Genomic DNA, 16,234 nt, shown 5'->3' with positions numbered 1-16,234 from the left:
CCCCTGCCCTAAGGACGGGTGTGGCGGGAGGCGCGGCCGCGACGCCGCGGCGTGCCTCCCGGACCCCGTGCAGGCTTAGTAGAGGCGGATCCCCTCCACGTTGTCGAAGCGCAGCACCTCGCCGCCGATGGAGAGCTGGCCGCTGAAGGTCGCGGGCTGGCCGGCGGCGTTCGTGAAGCTGATCGAGTTGTCGCTGCCCGTGTGCATCTGCAGGCCGGGCTCGTAGACCTGAAGGCCGCTGCGGAGCTGGTCCATGTTCATGCCGGTGACGGCCACGCTGTCGCGCCCCTGGCCGCCATCGAAGTAGTCGTTCCCGCTGCCCGGCGACCAGGCATAGAGGTCGTTCCCAGCACCGCCAAAGGCGGAGTCGGCGGCGTGGTCGGCAACCGAGCTGCCCATCAGCGTGTCGTTGCCCTCGCCGCCATCGACGAAGTCCACTCCGGCCCCGCCATTGATGTTGTCGTTGCCCGCGCCGCCGACCAGCGCGTCCTGGCCATCGCCGCCGTACAGCACGTCGTTGCCGGCGTTGCCCTCCACGTAGTCGTTGCCCGCATCGGCGTTGACGTAGTCGTTGCCGTCGCCGGCCACCACGGCGTCATTGCCCGCGCCCGCCTGGACGTTGTCGTCCCCCGCGCCGCCCTGCACGTAGTCGTTGCCGCCATAGGTCGTGATCAGGTCCGCCTCGGCGGTGCCCTGCGTGCTGTCGGCACCCTCGGTGCCCCGGATGTAGGCGCCGCCCACCACAGTCTCGAGAGTCTTGGGGTCGATGGGGGTCTTGGCGTGCTGGCTCATCATGGTCCTCCTGATCGTTTCGTGATCGATGAAGGAACCATGCCGGGCAGCAGGCGATCAGGGAATGCCCGTCCTCTCTATTATGGCGATCGGTCCCATCAATCGGGACGAAACGGGCGGTCGGCAGGCTGGTGCGGGCGGAATCAGCCGCGCCCGATCGCCCGCCGGAGGCGCAGGCCCCATCCCGACGCGCGTTCGCTCACCGAGCTTTCCAGCGACTCGATCCTGGAGACGACGCCGGGCCAGCGCCCGGCCACCCAGGCCCAACGGTTGGCGGCCCAGAGATGCTGGTCGCGCAGCACGAAAACGCCGAGCGCGAGGAACAGGAAGCCCTGCAGGAAGGGCAGGACGCAGCCCAGCACGCCGAGGACAATGAAGAACCAGCCCAGCGCCTTCCGGCCCGGCCGGGGGTTCAGCGTGACGAAGGTGGAGGTTTTGTCATCCATCCACCGCCAGATGGCCCGCGCGCCCGCCCGATCAAGCCGGGATCAGATCGGGCACGCAGCGCCGTCTCAGATGTGAAGCGCGCGGCCGTCCACGGCCAGGGCGGCTTCCTTCACCGCCTCGCTCAGCGTCGGGTGGGCATGGCAGATGCGGGCCACGTCCTCGGCGCTGGCGCCGAACTCCACCGCCGTCACCATCTCCGCGATCAGCGCCCCGGCATCCGGGCCCAGGATATGGGCGCCGAGCACGCGGTCCGTCGCCTTGTCGGCCAGGATCTTGGCGAAGCCGTCCGTGTCGCCCATGGCGCGGGCGCGGCCATTGGCGGTGAAGGGGAACTTGCCGACCTTGTAGGCGGTGCCCGCGGCCTTCAGCTCCTCCTCCGTGGCGCCCACGGAGGCGACCTCGGGCCAAGTGTAGACGACGCCGGGGATGGCCGCGTAGTTCACGTGGCCATGCTGGCCGGCCAGGATCTCGGCGATCGCCACGCCCTCGTCCTCGGCCTTGTGGGCGAGCATCGGGCCGGCGATCACGTCGCCGATCGCGTAGATGCCGGGAACGTTGGTGGCGAAGTGGTGGTCGGTCTTCACCCGGCCCCGCTCGTCCAGCGCCACGCCGGCCGTGTCCAGCCCCAGGCCCTCGACATAGGGGCGGCGCCCGATGGCCACCAGCACCACGTCGGCCTGGATGCTCTGCGCCTCGCCGCCCTTGGCAGGCTCGACGGTCAGCGTCACGCCGGTCTCGGACTTGGTCGCTCCGGTCACCTTGTGGCCGAGCTGGAACTTGAAGCCCTGCTTGGACAGCACGCGCTCGAACTGCTTGGCAACCTCGTTGTCCATGCCCGGCAGGATGCGGTCGAGGAACTCGATCACCGTTACCTCGGCGCCCAGGCGGCGCCACACGCTGCCCAGCTCCAGCCCGATCACGCCGGCGCCGATCACCACCAGGTGCTTCGGCACCGCCGGCAGCTCAAGCGCGCCGGTGGAGGTGACGACCTGCTTCTCATCCACCTCGACGCCGCGCAGCGGCACGCTCTCGCTGCCCGTAGCGATGACGATGTTTTTCGTCTCGTAGGTCGTGCCGGCTACCTCGACCTTGCCGGCCGAGACGATCTTGCCCGCGCCCTTGAGCCAGGTGACCTTGTTCTTGCGGAAGAGGAACTCGACCCCCTTCACATTGGCCGAGACCACCTCGCCCTTGCGCGCCTGCATCCGGGCGAGATCGAGCTTGATGCCCTCCACCGTGATGCCGTGGTCGGCGAACTTGTGGGCGATCTCGTCGAAGTTCTCGGACGACTGGAGCAGCGCCTTGGAGGGAATGCAGCCGATGTTGAGGCACGTGCCGCCCAGCGTCTCCCGCTTCTCCACGCAGGCCACCTTCAGCCCGAGCTGCGCGGCGCGGATGGCACAGACATAGCCGCCGGGGCCGGCGCCGATCACGATGAGGTCGAAGGAGTCGGCCATGGCTGGGGGTCCTGCAATGATCTTCGCAGGGGCAGGTAGCAGGCCGGGGCCCGGGATTGAAGGGTGGGGCCCCGGGCAAATGCGGCTGGCCAGCCCTGCCGGGCCCGCATCGCCCGCTATCCCACCCCCCGCCAGAGGGAGCCGGTGGCGGCAATGGGAACGAGAAGGATGGGTGGATCGACCCGCAGCGGCCCGATCCCGGGAAGCGGGAGGGTGAACGTCCCTCCCCCGCTCACCCCGGCGGATACCGCTCGAACCCCGGCAGGACGTCCAGCCGCGCCATCCAGCGCAGGCGCTCGGCCAACTGGATCTGCGCGCCGGGTGGCAGGGCCTCGGGATCGTCCAGCGTGCCGGTCTGGATATCGACCAGGCCCGGCAGCATCGCCTCGTTCACGTAGAGGATGCCCGTCCCGCACCGGCCGCAGAAGTGCCGCCGGCCGTGCTCGGAGGAGGCGTAGACGACGGGCTCGCCCGTCACCTCCAGCTCCTCGGCGGGCAACATGGCCCAGCCCACCATCGGGGCACCGGCGTGACGCCGGCAGTCCCGGCAATGGCAGAGGGCGTGGTGCAGCACCTCGCCCATGATCCTGTAGCGGATCGCCCCGCAATGGCAGCCGCCGGTCAGCATCGCGCTCCTCCCCTCAGGGACGGGAGGGAGCCTAGCACGGGGCCGGAACGGAAACGGGCCGGAAGGGTCTCCCCCTCCGGCCCGCAGCGTTCCGACCCGTGAAAGGGATCAGAGGCCGAGCAGCAGGCGCCGCGCGTCCTCCACGCTCTCCTTCACGCGCACGAGGAAGGACACCGCCTCCTTCCCGTCCACGATCCGGTGGTCGTAGGACAGGGCGATGTACATCATCGGGCGGATCTCGATCTTGCCGCCCACCACCATCGCCCGCTCCTTGATCGCGTGCATCCCGAGGATGCCGGACTGGGGCGGGTTCAGGATCGGGGTGGACATCAGGCTGCCGTAGATGCCGCCATTGGTGATGGTGAAGCTGCCGCCCGCCATCTCCTCAAGCTTCAGCTGGCCGGCGCGCACGCGCTTGCCGAAGTCACCGATCGTCTTCTCGATATCCGCGAAGGACATGTCCTGCACGTTGCGCAGCACGGGCACGACGAGGCCGGAGGGGCCGCCGACCGCGATGCCCATGTTCACGAACTGCTTGTAGACGATCTCGTCCCCGGCGATCTCGGCGTTGACGGCCGGGAACTCCTGCAGTGCCGCGACGCAGGCCTTCACGAAGAAGGACATGAAGCCGAGCTTCACGCCGTGCTTCTTCTCGAAGGCATCCTTGTACTCGGCGCGCAGCGCCATCGCGTTGCCCATGTCCACCTCGTTGAAGGTGGTGAGCATGGCGGCGGTGTTCTGCGCCTCCTTCAGGCGCCGCGCGATAGTCAGGCGCAGGCGGGTCATCTTCACCCGCTCTTCGCCGGCCTCGGCCGCGCGCGGGGCGGCCTTGGCGGCGGGGGCCGCGCTCGGTGCGGCCGGGCGGGCGAGGAAGTCCAGCACGTCGCCCTTGGCGATCCGGCCATCCTTGGCGGAGCCGGCACCGATCTGATCCGCGGAGACACCCTTCTCCGCCATCATTTTGGCGGCGGCGGGCAGCGGGGCATGGGCCGAGGTGGCGGCCGTGGGCTCGGCGCCGCCGGGGCGGGAGACGGGGCCGGCCACCGGGCGCGGCTCCTCGACCTTCGGGGCGCTCGCCGGGGCGGCGGCGGCCGGGGCCGCGGGCTTGGCAGCGCCAGCCCCCGTGCCGGCGCCGAGCGTGCCGAGCAGGCCGCCGACCTCGACTTCCGCGCCCTCATCGGCGGAAATGCTCTCGATCGTGCCGGCGGAGGGGGCGTTCACCTCCACCGTCACCTTGTCCGTCTCCAGCTCGACCAGCGGCTCGTCGGCCGCAACGGACTCGCCCACCTTCTTCAGCCAGCGGGCCACGGTCGCCGTGGAAACGCTCTCGCCCAGGGTGGGCACCAGGATCTCGGTCATGTGTTTTCCTCAGCCCAGGCCGAGCGCCTGGCGAACGAGCGCTTCCTGCTGCTGCGCGTGCACCTTGGCAAGCCCCGTCGCGGGGCTGGCCGCGGCCGGGCGGCCGACATAGTCCGGCCGCGTGGCCTTTCCGCCGACCTGCTTCAGCACGCCCTCGATCCGCCGGTCGATGTAGTTCCAGGCGCCCATGTTCTCCGGCTCCTCCTGGCACCACACGACCTCGGCGTTCTTATAGGGCGCCAGGATCTTGGGCAGGGTGACGGCGGGGAAGGGATAGAGCTGCTCCACCCGGATGATCGCCACATCCTTCACGCCCTTGTCCCGGCGCTCCTGCAGCAGGTCGTAGTAGACCTTGCCGGTGCAGAGGACGACCCGCCTCACCTTCTCCGGCGCCTCGATCGTGTCGACCTCGTCCAGCACGGTCTGGAAGCGGCTGCCCGGGCCGAACTCGGCCAGCGGGGAGACGGCCAGCTTGTGCCGCAGCAGCGACTTCGGCGTCATCAGGATCAGCGGCTTGCGGTAGTTCGCCTTCATCTGGCGCCGCAGGGCGTGGAAGTAGTTAGCGGGAGTGGTGATGTTCGCCACCCGCATGTTCCGCTCCGCGCAGAGCTGGAGGTAGCGCTCAAGCCGGGCGGAGGAGTGCTCCGGACCCTGCCCCTCATAGCCGTGCGGCAGCAGCATCACGAGGCCGGACATTCGCAGCCACTTCGTCTCGGCGGAGGCGATGAACTGGTCGATGATGACCTGCGCCCCGTTCGCGAAGTCGCCGAACTGGCCTTCCCACAGGACCAGCGTCTGCGGGTCCGCCAGGGAGTAGCCGTAGTCGAAGCCCAGCACCCCGAACTCCGAGAGGAGGGAGTTGAAGGCCTCAAGCCGGGCCTGGCCCTCGCGGATGTTGTTCAGCGGCACGTACTCGGCCTGGGTGGCCTGGTCGATCAGGTAGGCGTGGCGCTGGGAGAAGGTGCCGCGCTGCACGTCCTCGCCGGAGAGGCGCACGCGGTGGCCGTCCACCAGCAGGGTGCCGAAGGCCAGCGCCTCGCCGGTCGCCCAGTCGATGCCCTCGCCCGTCTCGATGGCCTGCTTCTTCGCTTCCAGCTGGCGCAGGATCTTCGGGTTGGCCCCGAAGCCCTCCGGCACGCGGGAGAGGGCGGCGCCCACCTCGCGCAGCACATCGGTCTCCACCGCCGTGTCCGTGTCCGTCTCCGGCTGGTCGTTGCCCGGCGCCTTCAGGCCGGACCAGTGGCCCTCCAGCCAGTCGGCCTTGTTCGGCTTGAAGGTCTGGCTGGCCTGGAAGGCTTCGTCCATCTTCGCGAAGAAGGCGTCCTGGATGGCCTTGGCCTCGGCCTCAGGCACGCTGCCCTCCGCCGCCAGCTTCCCTGCGTACTTCGTGCGGGTGGTCGGCGTCTCCTTGATGCGGGCGTACATCAGGGGCTGGGTGAAGGCCGGCTCGTCGCTCTCGTTGTGGCCGTGCCGGCGGTAGCAGACAATGTCCAGCACCACGTCGGAGGCGAACTTCAGCCGGAACTCGGTGACGAGGCGCGCGGCGAAGACCACCGCCTCCGGATCGTCCCCGTTCACGTGCAGGATCGGCGCCTGCACGGACTTGGCGATGTCCGTGCAGTAGAGGCCGGAATAGGCATGGGCCGGGGTGGTGGTGAAGCCGATCTGGTTGTTCGTCACCACGTGGATCGTGCCGCCGGTGCGGTAGCCGATGAGCTGGCTCATCGCCATCGTCTCATAGACCACGCCCTGGCCGGCGAAGGCCGCATCGCCGTGCAGCAGGATGCCCATGACGGATTGGCGGGTCTTGGTGTCGCCCGCCATGTCCTGGCGCGCGCGCACCTTGCCGGCGACCACCGGGTCCACCGCCTCGAGGTGGGAGGGGTTGGGCTGCAAGGAGAGGTGGACCTGGCGCCCGTCGATCTCCACGTCCGTGGAGGTGCCGAGGTGATACTTCACGTCGCCGGAGCCCTGCACGTCCTCCGCATGGCCCGCGCCCTTGAACTCGGCGAAGACCTGCGTGAACGGCTTCTTCACCACGTTCACGAGCGTGGAGAGGCGGCCGCGATGCGCCATGCCGATCGCGATCTCGGTCACGCCGTTCTTCGCGCCCTCGGCGATCACGGCCTGCACGGCGGGGATGGTGGACTCGCCGCCCTCAAGCCCGAAGCGCTTGGTGCCCACGAACTTCTTGGCGCAATAGGCCTCGAAGCCCTCGGCGGCCGTCAGCTGCTCCAGGATGGTGCGCTTGTCATCGGCCTTGAAGGCGTTCTTCCAGGGCGCGCCCTCGATGCGCTGCTGGATGAAGGCCTTCTGCTCGGGGTCCTGGATGTGCATGAACTCGACACCGATGGTGCCGCAGTAGCTCGCCTTCAAAATCGCGAGGATCTCGCGCAGCGTCGCCGTCTCGCGGCCCAGCACCTTGTCGATGAAGATCGGGCGGTCCAGGTCGGCGTCCGAGAAGCCGTAGGTCTTCGGGTCCAGCTCCGGGTGGGGCTTCTTCTTCTGCAGGCCCAGCGGGTCCAGGTCGGCCTCAAGGTGGCCGCGCACGCGGTAGGCACGGATGAGCATCAGCGCGCGGAGGGAATCCACCACCTGCTGCCGGTTCGCGGCCGGGTCGGCGGAAACGGCGGCGGCGGGTGCCGCGGCCGGCTTATCGCCCTTCGCGCCCTTAGTGGGGGCGGGTGCCTCCGGCTCCGGCGCGAAGCCGCCGCGGGGGCGCGGGGCCCAGGAGGCGCCGGTCGCGTCCTCCAGCACGGCGCGCGCGTCGTCGTTCAGCGCGGCGAAGAGTTCCGCGAAGGAAGGGTCGACGCTGTCCGGGGCCTGCACCCAGCGGGCATAGAGGTCCGCGAGGAAGGTGGCATTCGCCCCCGTCATCGCGCTGGCTAGGATATCCACTCCGGGCATGGTCTTCCGCTTCTCGGCTTCGGGCTGGGGGGATTTAGGCGGGGATCGGGGCAGGTCTGTGGCAGGGGGCGACGGCCGGGGCCATCAACCGGCAAAGCCGCCACGCAATTTCTGGACCTGCTTCCGTTGTCATTCCGTTTCTCCCGGGGGTCTGCACCCGGGCTCCCACGCACCAATTGGGCTTCGGCGCGCTGCTTGTCACCCGTCTTACCGGCATGTCTGGGCGGCGCAAGGCGGGGAATGGGCGGAAGTTCCGCCGAAGATGCGTCGGGGCGCTCCGGGACGGAAAGGTCCGGATGGCCCGCCCGCCCCGAAGGCTGGCATAAGGCGCCGGGGAGCACGGAACAGCCATGCCGGAAACAACGGAGACGCGGAGTGGTCCAGGGGCCGGCACAGGCGCGGCCGGGCGGAACCTCCTCTTCCTGCGGGAGGAGGAGCTGCGCCTGGCGCAGGACCTCTTCTTCTTCGGCTATCGCGATTTCACGGCGGGGCCGGATGCCATCCTGGCTGAGATGGGCATGGGCCGCGCGCATCACCGGGTGCTGCATTTCCTGGGACGCCGCCCCGGACTGACGGTGGGGGAGCTGCTCTCCATCCTCGCGATCACCAAGCAGTCCCTGTCCCGCGTGCTCACGCCGCTGGTGGAGGGGGGCTACGTGGCGCAGGTGCCCGGGCGGGCGGACCGGCGTCAGCGGCACCTCTCCCTCACCCCGTCCGGGGAGGCGTTGGAGCGGCGCCTCTTCGAGCGGCAGCGGGAGACGGTGACGCGCGCCTACCGGGAGGCGGGGCCGGTGGCGGTGGAGGGGTTCCGCCACGTCATGCGCGGGCTGATGGGGCCGGAGGCGCGGCGGGCGCTGGAGCGGCTGGGGGCCCCGGACCGGCCCTCGGTCCGCGCGGTTCCACCGGCCAAGCCGGGGAGCGGGGGCAAGGCGCCGTGAGCGAGGCCGCGCACCTGCTGGTGGTGGACGACGATTCCCGCCTCCGTGCCCTTCTCCAGCGCTTCCTCGCGGAGCAGGGCTTCCGCGTCTCCGTCGCCGCCGATGCCGCCGCTGCGCGGCAGGCCCTGGCGGGGATGGAATATGACCTGATGGTGCTCGACGTGATGATGCCCGGGGAGACGGGGCTGGAGCTGACGGAGAGCCTGCGCCGGGACGGCCAGGACGTGCCCATCCTCATGCTCACCGCCGCCGGCGCGCCGGACGACCGGATCGCCGGCTTCGAGCACGGGGCGGACGACTACCTGGCCAAGCCCTTCGATCCGCGGGAACTGGCGCTGCGCATCCGCACCATCCTGAAGCGCGCCGCCCCGCCCGCCTCCGCCCCGCTGCCCCCGGTGCAGCTCGGCCTGCGCTGGTTCGATGCGGAGCGCGGGGAGCTGCGCGGGCCGGAAGGGGTGACTCGCCTGACGGGCGGCGAGGCGGCGCTGCTGGTCGCGCTCGCCCGCCGCGGAGGCGAGGTGCTGTCGCGGGAGGAGATCGCCGCCGCCATGGGCAGCCCGGAGGCCGGGGAGCGCGCGGTGGACGTGACCGTGACCCGCCTGCGCCGAAAGATCGAGCCCGACCCGCGCGAGCCGCGCTTCCTGCACACCGTCCGCCACAAGGGCTATGTGTTGCGCCCCGGCTCCTGAAGCCGGGGAGAGGCGAGATCGACGCCGGGAGGGTTGCCATGGCACCGGATATCGGCGCGCCCGCGATCGGGCGGGACGGGGCGGGCCTGCCGGAGGTGGCGCCGCGGGGCGCCCCGCCGCGCTGGACGCGCCGCCGCGGGCTGCGCGGCCTGCTGCACAGCCTGCTGCGCCCCCTGGTGCCGCGCGGCCTGCTGGCCCGCGCGCTGCTGATCGTGCTGATCCCCCTGGTGGTCACCCAGGGCATCGCGCTGCAGATCTTTTACGGCACCCATCTGGACGTGATCTCCCGCCGCCTTGCCGCTGGGGTGGCGGGCGACGTCGGCATGGTGGTGGAGCTGCTCACCCGCTACCCGCGCGGCGCGGACGGGGAGGATGAGCGCGGCTGGATCTTCCGCGAGGCCGCCTGGCGGATGGACCTGTCCCTGGCCTTCGAGCCCGGCGCGGAGCTGGGCCCGCCGGCGCAGCGCCCGGCCAGCCTGCCCCTGCTACCGCTGGAGGAGGACCTGGACCGCGCGCTGAAGGAGCGCGTGCGCCTGCCCTTCGACACGGACTGGCAGACGGACCCGCGCAGCGTGATCATCCGCGTCGGCCTGCCGGACGGGGTGCTGCACGTCGAGGCGTCCCGCAAGCGCCTGTTCTGGGGCACCATCTATCTCTTCTTCATCTGGCTCGTCGGCGCCTCCCTCCTGCTCTTCGCGGCGGCGGCGTTGTTCATGAAGAACCAGGTGCGGGCCATCCGCCGCCTCGCCGGCGCGTCGGAGGCCTTCGGCAAGGGGCGCGACACCGGCCCGATCAAGCCGGAGGGAGCGAGCGAGGTGCGGCAGGCCGCCGCCGCCTTCAACGGCATGCGCGCCAATATCCGCCGCTTCGTCGCACAGCGGACGGAGATGCTGGCGGGCATCAGCCACGACCTCCGCACCCCCCTCACCCGGCTCCGCCTCGGCCTGGCCATGCTGCCCGCGGACGCGCAGGCGGACGGCGTGGAGATGACCCAGGACGTGGAGGAGATGGAGCGCATGATCGCCTCCTACCTCGCCTTCGCGCGGGGGGAGGTGCTGGAGGCGCCGGAGCCGATCGACCTCGTCGCCCTGGTGCGGGAGGTGGCGGAGCGCGCCCCGGCCGAGGGCGGGGAGGTGGCGGTGGAGGCCCCCCCTTCCCTCACCTTGCCGCTTCGGGCGGACGCGCTGCGGCGCTGCCTCGGCAACCTGCTGGACAATGCCCGCCGCCACGCCGCCCATGTGGCGATGACGGTGCGTCCCACCCCCGGATGGGCCGAGGTGCATGTGGACGATGACGGCCCGGGCATCCCCGCCGAGACGCGGGAGGGCGCCTTCAAGCCCTTCGCGAGCTTCTCGGCCGGCGGCACCGGGCTGGGGCTGGCGATCGCCCGCGACATCGCCCGCGCCCATGGCGGCGAGATCGCGTTGGGCGAGAGCCCGATGGGCGGCTTGCGCGCCACCATCCGCCTCCCGATGTAGCGCGAGGCCCCTCGGGGCTGCCCCGCAAAACCGTACGGGGACAGGCGCGGCAGAGGCCCTTATGCAGGCGCTGTCACCGGAGGGCGGCAGGATGGACCGGTTCGAGATCGACACGGGGGCCGAGGCGGGCTTCGGCCCTCCGGCCGACCCGGAGGCGCTCTGGGTCGCGCTGCGGGCCGAGGCCGCCCGCGCCGCCGAGGCGGAACCCGCGCTGCGTGGCCTGCTGGAATTGGCGGTGCTGCGCCACGACACGCTGCATACCGCCCTCGCCGCCCTGCTGGCCCGCAAGCTGGCCGAAGCCCTGATGCCGGCCGAGCGGCTGGAAGACATGGTGCGGGAAGCAGGGCCAGCACTGGCCGAGTTCGCCGCCGCCGACCTGTCCGCCAATCGCCGACGCGACCCGGCCGCGCGGGGCTGGCTGGCCCCCTTCCTCTACTACAAGGGCTTCCACGCCCTGACCTGGCACCGCGTGGCGCACGGGCTCTGGCTGGATGGTCGGCACCACCTCGCCCTCTACCTGCAGAGCCGCTGCGCGCTGGTCTTCGGCGTGGATATCCACCCCGCCGTGCCGGTGGGACGCGGCGTCTTCATCGACCACGCGACGGGCGTGGTGGTGGGAGAGACGGCGATGATCGGAAACGACGTCTCCATCCTCCAGGGCGTGACGCTGGGCGGCACGGGGAAGGAACGGGGTGACCGGCACCCCAAGGTGCGGGACGGCGTGCTGCTCTCGGCCGGCGCCACGGTTCTCGGCAACATCGAGGTGGGGCGCGGCGCAAAGGTCGGCGCGGGCAGCGTGGTGCTGGCCAGCGTGCCGCCCTGCGCCACCGTGGCGGGCGTGCCCGCGCGGGTGGTGGGCTGGTGCCGGGATGCCGTGCCGGCCCTGGCCATGGACCAGAGCCTGCCCTCGGAATCCTCCCGTTCCGCCTGACCCATTCGCATCGGCGGATGGACGGGATTTTAGGGGACGACAGCTACATACCCTGCCATGCTCATCTTCTAATATTCGTGAAAGATGAGGCCCCAATGCGTTGGATTTTCGGTGCGTTTTTTGTCGCCGCCTTTGCCAGCCTGGCCAGCACGGGCCATGCCGTGACCCCGGGTGCAGCGACGGCCTCCGTGGAGTCCGCGCGTGAGGCGGTCTCCGCCACGCAGGATGTGGCCTATCGGCGCAACCACCACCGCCGTCCCCGGCACCACCGCCACGTGATGCCGCGCTGAACCCCTTCCAAACGGGGTATCCGGGAGGGCCTGGCGGGAGACCGCCAGGCCTTTTCCGTTTCCGCGATCAGACGTTGAAGCGGAACAGCAGGATGTCGCCGTCCTTCACGACGTACTCCTTCCCCTCCACCCGCATCTTCCCGGCCTCCTTCGCCCCCTGCTCCCCGCCGAGCGCGACGAAGTCGTCATAGGCGATGGTCTCGCAGGCGATGAAGCCGCGCTCGAAGTCGTTGTGGATCACGGCGGCGGCCTGCGGAGCCTTGGTGCCCTTGGTGATCGTCCAGGCGCGGGCCTCCTTCGGGCCCACGGTGAAGTAGGTGATCAGCCCCAGCAGGTCGTGGCCGGCGCGGATGATGCGGTCCAGGCCGGAATCCTTCAGGCCGAGGCTGTCCAGGAACTCCAACCGGTCGTCCTCGGCCATCTGGCTGATCTCGGCCTCGATGGCGGCGGAGACGATGACGGCCTTCGCGCCCTGGGCGCGCGCCATCTCCTCCACCCGCGCGGAGAAGGCGTTGCCGGTGCCGGCCGAACCTTCCTCCACGTTGCAGACATAGAGCACGGGCTTCGTCGTCATCAGCTGCAGGCGGGCAGCCGCGGCCTCCTCGCCCTTGGGCACGGCAGTGCGGGCGGGCTTGCCATCCGCTAGGGCAGCGACGATCGGCTCGGCCAGGGCGACGAAGGCCGCGCTCTCCTTGTCGCCGTTCTTCGCCTTCTTCTGCGCGGAGACCAGGCGCTTCTCCAGGCTTTCCAGGTCGGCCAGCATCAGCTCGGTCTCGACCGTCTCCGCGTCCCGCACGGGATCCACGCTGCCCTCGACATGGGTGATGTCCCCGTCCTCGAAGCAGCGCAGCACGTGGACGATGGCGTCCACCTCCCGGATATTCGCCAGGAACTGGTTGCCCAGCCCCTCCCCGCGGGAGGCACCGCGGACGAGGCCGGCGATGTCCACGAACTCGAGCGAGGTCGGAACCTTCTTCGCCGACTTGCCGATGCGCGCCAGCGCGTCCAGCCGCGGGTCGGGCACGCCGACGCGGCCGACATTCGGCTCGATGGTGCAGAAGGGATAGTTGGCGGCCTGGGCGGCGGCCGTCTGCGTCAGCGCGTTAAAGAGGGTGGACTTGCCCACGTTGGGCAGGCCCACGATGCCGCAATTGAAGCCCATGGCGGGGATCGGTTCCGTGTCTCGGGGTTAGGCGTCTCGGGATTGGGGCGGAGTTACGCCGGCTGCGTCACCAGCGCCACCTTCGTCATGAATTCTTCGGGCCGGTCCTTCACCAGCAACGGGCAGGCATCGGCTACGGCGTCCAGCAGCCGGTCCAGCCACTCCGCATCCACCTTGGCGAAGTTGCCGAGGACATGGCCGTGCACCCGGTCCTTGTGACCGGGATGGCCGATGCCCAGCCGCACCCGCCAGAAATCGGGGGAGGAAAAGGCACGCTGCATGTCGCGCAGCCCGTTATGCCCGGCGGCGCCCCCGCCCTTCTTCACGCGCACCTTGCCGGGCGCGAGGTCCAGCTCGTCGTGGAAGGCGGTGATGCTGTCGAGCGGGATCTTCAGGAAGGCGGCGGCGGGCTGCACGGAGTTGCCGCTGTCGTTCATGTAGGTCTGCGGCTTCAGCAGCACGATCCGCTCCCCGGCGATGCTGCCCTCGCAGGTCTCGCCTTTGAAGCGGCCGCGCCAGGGGCCGAAGCGGTGGCGGGACGCGATGCGCTCCAGCGCCATGAATCCGATGTTGTGGCGCTGCCGCGCATGCTCCGCGCCCGGATTGCCCAGGCCCACCCACAGCCGCATCGAAGGCGTCCTCTAAAAGCATGGGGCGCGCCGCTTCCGCGTGCGCGCCCCAGACCTGCGTTCGGCAAGGGCCGGGCGGATCTCCGCCCGGCCCCTCGCCTCACTTCTTCTTGGCGGGCGCCGGGGCCGCGGCCTTGGCCGGGGCACCCTTGCCGCCCTTGCCCTTGGGGGCCTCGGCGACGGGGGCGGCCACGATGACCTCCTCCACCACCACCGGCGGGGCCACGGTCAGCACCACGAAGTCGCGCGGGATCGTCGGGCTGGTGCCCTGCTGATCCTTCACGTTCGACCAGCGCAGCGTGTCGCCGATATTGGCCTCGGAGACGTCCAGCTCGAAGCGCTCCGGCACGCTGTCCGGGTCGGAGAGGACCTCCAGGTCGCGGCGGACGAGGTTCGCCACGCCGCCGGCCTTGATGCCGGGGGAGACATCTTCGCCCAGCAGCACGACCGGCACGCGCACGCGGATCTTCTGGCCGGCCGCGAGCCGCTGGAAGTCCACATGGATCGGCTGGTCGGAAACCGGGTGGAACTGCACGTCGCGCATCAGGCAGCGCACGGGTGCCGCACCGGCCACCGCCACCTCGTACAGGTGGGACTGCCAGCCGCCCTTGTGGAGCTCCTTCATCACGTCACGGGGGTCGAGGGCGAGAAGGGTCGCCTCCTGCTTCGCCCCATAGATCACTGCGGGGACAGAGCCCCCACGCCGGGTCGCGCGCGCCGCCCCCTTACCGGCCCGCTCGCGCGCCGCGGCCTCGATCCGGATGGTCTGGACCATTGCCGTCATTCCTTCGCACGTTGGGTTGTGTCATTCCGCGCTGCCGTGCAGGCACGCGAAAGCTCGCCGGCCTCCAGGGGTGCCGGCGCGGGCGGGGTTTAGCGGCGAGGGACGAATGGGGCAAGGCCCGAGGGGGGGGCGCCCGGATCAGCGCGCCGGCCCCTCCCGATCCATCAGGCTGCCGTGAAGGAGGAGCAGGCTGGCCGCGGCAGCCGCCAGGGTGATGCCGAGCACGATCGCCGGGACCATCCAGTCGCGCCCCTGGTAGAGGTGAACGAGGAGGCTTCCCGCCGAGACGAGGCCGCAGACCGCCATGGCTGGCCGCCACAGCCGCACCGGGCGCGCCTCGAAATCCTTCAGGCCAAGGACCCACCAGGCCATCGGCAGCATCAGCGGCAGGTAGAGGAGGTTCGCCCGCGCCTCGTAATGGGTGCCCGGGAAGGCCGCCGCGAGCAGGGCGGTGTTGGCGGCGACGGCCGCCACCGTGGCAAGGATCGCCGCCGCGTTGGAGCGGCGGTCCTTCCGGAGCCGCTGCCAGTAGGCTTGGTCCCGCCGCCTCACCGGGCCGCCGCCTCCCGCGTCTCCGGCATGGCGGCCCAGACCGTGAGGACGGAGAGAAGGCCGATCCCGGCCAGCATCGCGAAGGCCGTTCCCGGCCCGAACCACTCCGCCGCCAGCCCCGCGATGGTGGTGCTGAGCGTGCCGCCGATGCCCACCGCCAGCCCGAACAGGCCGGTGCAGAGGTTGAAGCGGTTGGTGCCGCGCGTCAGGTCGGCGGCCAGCAAGGGCAGCATCACGCCGAGCCCGGCGGCGCTGATCCCGTCCAGTGCCTGGACCAGGATCAACCAGGCCGGCCCTTCCACCAGCATCAGCAGCAGCCCGCGCGCCGGCAGGGCGGCGAAGCCGATGAGGAGGACGATGCGCCGCCCGCTGCTCTCGGCCAGCCGGCCCATGCCCGGCGCGATGGCGGCCATGATGAGCTGGGGGGCGATGATGCAGGCGGCGATGATGAGGTTGGCCTCGTCGCCCGCGTTGCGCGTGACCTGCGTCCCCGCCAGCGGCAGCATGGCGGCGTTGGACAGGGTGAACAGGCCGCAGCAAAGGGCGAAGACAAGCACGGCCCGGTTCCGCAACAGGTCCCGCAGACCCCGCAGGGCGCCCCCCTCCCCTTTCTCCGGCGCCGGCGGGCGCAGGTCGGCGGGGCGGATGGCGGCCAGCGCCATCAGGGCGGGGATGCAGAGCGCGGCGGTGAGCCAGAAGACCGAGGCGCCGGAGATCCAGGTGCCCGCCGCGCCGAGGAGTCCCGCCGCGACGCCGCTGCCGATGGCCGCAAAGCGCGCGTTGCGTCCCAGCCGCTCCCCCAGGCGCTCCCGCCCCACGAGGGCAAGGCTGATGGCCGCGATGGAGGGGCCGAGCACGCAGGAGGCGAAGCCGTGCAGCACCTCCGAGCCCATGACCGGCAGCGTCTCCGGCCAGGCGACGAGAAGGATGGCGGAGGCGGCAATGGCGAGGAGCGCGGCGGCGGCCGCGAAGCGCTTATTCGGCGTGGCGTCCACCAGGGCGCCCGCCGGCACCTGCATCGCCATGCTGACGAAGGCGCCGACGGAAAGGGCCAGGCCGATCTCCAGCTCCGTCCAGGCCTGGGCCGTCAGGAACACGGCGATGAAGGGTCCGAATCCCGTCTGAACGTTCGACATGAAGAAGTTCAGCCAGTCGAGCCCTTGCCCGCTGCGGCCTGCCACCTGCCTGTCG

16 protein-coding genes are annotated in these 16,234 nt (G+C 70.9%); 5 read left to right on the top strand and 11 right to left on the bottom strand.

Annotation, left to right across the window (positions count from 1 at the left end):
- Positions 1-75: 75 nt before the first annotated feature.
- From J5Y10_RS04290 to J5Y10_RS04265, 6 genes are all read right to left on the bottom strand, one after another.
- Entirely contained in the window at positions 76-792 is a 717-nt protein-coding gene (locus tag J5Y10_RS04290) for a calcium-binding protein (protein ID WP_209371039.1), read from the bottom strand.
- Between the two features lie 143 nt (positions 793-935).
- The gene (locus J5Y10_RS04285) at positions 936-1,238 is read right to left on the bottom strand and encodes a PGPGW domain-containing protein (RefSeq protein ID WP_209371038.1); all 303 of its coding nucleotides are present in this window, start codon (positions 1,236-1,238) and stop codon (positions 936-938) included.
- 66 nt (positions 1,239-1,304) lie between these two features.
- Positions 1,305-2,696 carry a dihydrolipoyl dehydrogenase gene (gene lpdA / locus J5Y10_RS04280; RefSeq protein WP_209371030.1) on the bottom strand — a complete coding sequence of 464 codons (1,392 nt, stop codon included), beginning with the start codon at positions 2,694-2,696 and terminating at the stop codon, positions 1,305-1,307.
- Positions 2,697-2,928: 232 nt separating this feature from the next.
- Positions 2,929-3,324 carry a GFA family protein gene (locus J5Y10_RS04275; protein WP_209371028.1) on the bottom strand — a complete coding sequence of 132 codons (396 nt, stop codon included), beginning with the start codon at positions 3,322-3,324 and terminating at the stop codon, positions 2,929-2,931.
- A gap of 108 nt (positions 3,325-3,432) precedes the next feature.
- Positions 3,433-4,683, bottom strand: a complete 1,251-nt coding sequence (gene odhB, locus J5Y10_RS04270; RefSeq protein WP_209371026.1) for a 2-oxoglutarate dehydrogenase complex dihydrolipoyllysine-residue succinyltransferase — start codon at positions 4,681-4,683, stop codon at positions 3,433-3,435.
- Positions 4,684-4,692: 9 nt separating this feature from the next.
- Positions 4,693-7,590: a 2-oxoglutarate dehydrogenase E1 component gene (locus J5Y10_RS04265; RefSeq protein ID WP_209371024.1), complete on the bottom strand. Its 2,898-nt coding sequence runs from the start codon at positions 7,588-7,590 to the stop codon at positions 4,693-4,695.
- Between the two features lie 350 nt (positions 7,591-7,940).
- Between J5Y10_RS04265 and J5Y10_RS04260 the strand changes: the two genes are divergently transcribed.
- The 5 genes from J5Y10_RS04260 (at position 7,941) to J5Y10_RS04240 (ending at position 11,916) form a co-directional block, all read left to right on the top strand.
- Complete coding sequence (locus tag J5Y10_RS04260; RefSeq protein ID WP_209371023.1) at positions 7,941-8,528, top strand: MarR family winged helix-turn-helix transcriptional regulator; 588 nt, start codon at positions 7,941-7,943, stop codon at positions 8,526-8,528.
- Positions 8,525-9,217: a response regulator gene (locus tag J5Y10_RS04255; RefSeq protein ID WP_209371022.1), complete on the top strand. Its 693-nt coding sequence runs from the start codon at positions 8,525-8,527 to the stop codon at positions 9,215-9,217. Before J5Y10_RS04260 ends, J5Y10_RS04255 begins: the two co-directional genes overlap by 4 nt.
- Before the next feature lie 38 nt (positions 9,218-9,255).
- A complete protein-coding gene (locus J5Y10_RS04250) occupies positions 9,256-10,695 on the top strand; it encodes an ATP-binding protein (RefSeq protein WP_209371021.1) in 1,440 nt (479 codons plus the stop codon).
- 91 nt (positions 10,696-10,786) lie between these two features.
- Entirely contained in the window at positions 10,787-11,626 is an 840-nt protein-coding gene (cysE, locus tag J5Y10_RS04245) for a serine O-acetyltransferase (RefSeq protein WP_209371020.1), read from the top strand.
- 95 nt (positions 11,627-11,721) lie between these two features.
- Entirely contained in the window at positions 11,722-11,916 is a 195-nt protein-coding gene (locus J5Y10_RS04240) for a hypothetical protein (RefSeq protein ID WP_209371019.1), read from the top strand.
- 67 nt (positions 11,917-11,983) lie between these two features.
- Here J5Y10_RS04240 and ychF read toward each other — a convergent pair whose 3' ends face one another.
- The 5 genes from ychF to J5Y10_RS04215 all read right to left on the bottom strand — a co-directional run bounded on the left by ychF (position 11,984) and on the right by J5Y10_RS04215 (position 16,179).
- The gene (gene ychF, locus J5Y10_RS04235) at positions 11,984-13,078 is read right to left on the bottom strand and encodes a redox-regulated ATPase YchF (RefSeq protein WP_209371018.1); all 1,095 of its coding nucleotides are present in this window, start codon (positions 13,076-13,078) and stop codon (positions 11,984-11,986) included.
- 53 nt (positions 13,079-13,131) lie between these two features.
- A complete protein-coding gene (pth, locus tag J5Y10_RS04230; protein ID WP_209371016.1) occupies positions 13,132-13,707 on the bottom strand; it encodes an aminoacyl-tRNA hydrolase in 576 nt (191 codons plus the stop codon).
- Between the two features lie 100 nt (positions 13,708-13,807).
- Positions 13,808-14,482: a 50S ribosomal protein L25/general stress protein Ctc gene (locus J5Y10_RS04225; protein ID WP_209371014.1), complete on the bottom strand. Its 675-nt coding sequence runs from the start codon at positions 14,480-14,482 to the stop codon at positions 13,808-13,810.
- Positions 14,483-14,629: 147 nt separating this feature from the next.
- Positions 14,630-15,043: a hypothetical protein gene (locus J5Y10_RS04220; protein WP_209371013.1), complete on the bottom strand. Its 414-nt coding sequence runs from the start codon at positions 15,041-15,043 to the stop codon at positions 14,630-14,632.
- On the bottom strand, positions 15,040-16,179 hold the full coding sequence (locus tag J5Y10_RS04215) for an MFS transporter (RefSeq protein WP_245214287.1): 1,140 nt from the start codon (positions 16,177-16,179) through the stop codon (positions 15,040-15,042). The genes J5Y10_RS04220 and J5Y10_RS04215 overlap by 4 nt, the downstream gene beginning before the upstream one ends.
- Positions 16,180-16,234: the final 55 nt, after the last annotated feature.

Origin of the sequence: Roseomonas indoligenes (assembly GCF_017813365.1) — a bacterium.
Lineage (GTDB): Bacteria > Pseudomonadota > Alphaproteobacteria > Acetobacterales > Acetobacteraceae > Roseomonas > Roseomonas indoligenes.
Note: the sequence above shows the minus strand (reverse complement) of the source record. Positions and strands in the feature narration are given on the sequence as shown.

Excerpts from the sequence above, each read along its gene's own strand:
- J5Y10_RS04290 (WP_209371039.1), bottom strand. The coding sequence starts at position 792 with ATGAGCCAGCACGCCAAGACCCCCATCGACCCCAAGACTCTCGAGACT.
- J5Y10_RS04285 (WP_209371038.1), bottom strand. The coding sequence starts at position 1,238 with ATGGATGACAAAACCTCCACCTTCGTCACGCTGAACCCCCGGCCGGGC.
- lpdA (WP_209371030.1), bottom strand. The coding sequence starts at position 2,696 with ATGGCCGACTCCTTCGACCTCATCGTGATCGGCGCCGGCCCCGGCGGC.
- J5Y10_RS04275 (WP_209371028.1), bottom strand. The coding sequence starts at position 3,324 with ATGCTGACCGGCGGCTGCCATTGCGGGGCGATCCGCTACAGGATCATG.
- odhB (WP_209371026.1), bottom strand. The coding sequence starts at position 4,683 with ATGACCGAGATCCTGGTGCCCACCCTGGGCGAGAGCGTTTCCACGGCG.
- J5Y10_RS04265 (WP_209371024.1), bottom strand. The coding sequence starts at position 7,590 with ATGCCCGGAGTGGATATCCTAGCCAGCGCGATGACGGGGGCGAATGCC.
- J5Y10_RS04260 (WP_209371023.1), top strand. The coding sequence starts at position 7,941 with ATGCCGGAAACAACGGAGACGCGGAGTGGTCCAGGGGCCGGCACAGGC.
- J5Y10_RS04250 (WP_209371021.1), top strand. The coding sequence starts at position 9,256 with ATGGCACCGGATATCGGCGCGCCCGCGATCGGGCGGGACGGGGCGGGC.
- cysE (WP_209371020.1), top strand. The coding sequence starts at position 10,787 with ATGGACCGGTTCGAGATCGACACGGGGGCCGAGGCGGGCTTCGGCCCT.
- J5Y10_RS04240 (WP_209371019.1), top strand. The coding sequence starts at position 11,722 with ATGCGTTGGATTTTCGGTGCGTTTTTTGTCGCCGCCTTTGCCAGCCTG.
- ychF (WP_209371018.1), bottom strand. The coding sequence starts at position 13,078 with ATGGGCTTCAATTGCGGCATCGTGGGCCTGCCCAACGTGGGCAAGTCC.
- pth (WP_209371016.1), bottom strand. The coding sequence starts at position 13,707 with ATGCGGCTGTGGGTGGGCCTGGGCAATCCGGGCGCGGAGCATGCGCGG.
- J5Y10_RS04225 (WP_209371014.1), bottom strand. The coding sequence starts at position 14,482 with ATGGTCCAGACCATCCGGATCGAGGCCGCGGCGCGCGAGCGGGCCGGT.
- J5Y10_RS04215 (WP_245214287.1), bottom strand. The coding sequence starts at position 16,179 with ATGTCGAACGTTCAGACGGGATTCGGACCCTTCATCGCCGTGTTCCTG.